Genomic DNA, 802 nt, shown 5'->3' with positions numbered 1-802 from the left:
TCATCAAACAGATGCTCCACGAGGGCCTGCGCGGTCGGGTAGTCGAACACCAGCGTCGCCGGAAGCCGCAACCCCGTCGCCGCGCTCAACCCATTACGCAGCTCCACCGCCATCAACGAATCAAAGCCCAAGTCGCGGAACGTACGAGCTGCATCCACCCCCGCAGCGCCCTCATACCCGAGCACCAACGCGACCCGGTTGCGCACCAGGTCCAGCAGCACCTCCCGCTGCTCGACCTCGCCCAGCCCAGCCAGCCGTTGCATCAGCCCGGTGGACGCTATCCGTCCGGCTGTGCGGCGCGTACGGACCAGTCCGCGCAACAGCGGCGGCACCTCACCACGAGCCCGCAGCGCCGAAAGNGCGGCGGCACCTCACCACGAGCCCGCAGCGCCGAAAGATCCAGCCGCACCGGCAACACCACCGGCTCCCCAGCACCCACCGCCGCATCGAACAGCGCCACACCCTGCTCGACGGACAACGGCGGCAGACCCGCACGCGCCATCCGCTCACGATCACCGGCAGCCAGATCGCCGAGCATGCCGCCAGGATGGTCCCAGGGCCCCCACGCCAGCGACACACCCGGCAACCCCCGGTCCCGCCGGTACCGCACCAACGCGTCCAGGAACGCATTCCCTGCGGCGTAACTCCCCTGACCAGCACTGCCCAGCGTGCCCGCCGCGGAGGAGAACACCACGAACGCAGACAAGTCCATGTCCCGTGTCAGCTCATGCAGATGCCACGCCGCATCCACCTTCGGACGCAACACCGCATCAACACGCCCCGGAGTCAACGCACCCATCAG

2 protein-coding genes are annotated in these 802 nt (G+C 68.7%); both read right to left on the bottom strand.

The window, feature by feature from the left end:
• Positions 1–263: acyl carrier protein (locus EEJ42_RS54580; protein WP_425472870.1), on the bottom strand; the 263-nt coding region annotated here is incomplete at its 3' end.
• Between the two features lie 14 nt (positions 264–277).
• Positions 278–799: a KR domain-containing protein gene (locus tag EEJ42_RS10060; protein WP_425472871.1), complete on the bottom strand. Its 522-nt coding sequence runs from the start codon at positions 797–799 to the stop codon at positions 278–280.
• Positions 800–802: the final 3 nt, after the last annotated feature.

It is taken from the genome of Streptomyces botrytidirepellens, from assembly GCF_003721215.1.
In the GTDB taxonomy this organism is placed as follows: Bacteria; Actinomycetota; Actinomycetes; order Streptomycetales; family Streptomycetaceae; genus Streptomyces; species Streptomyces himastatinicus.
Note: the sequence above shows the minus strand (reverse complement) of the source record. Positions and strands in the feature narration are given on the sequence as shown.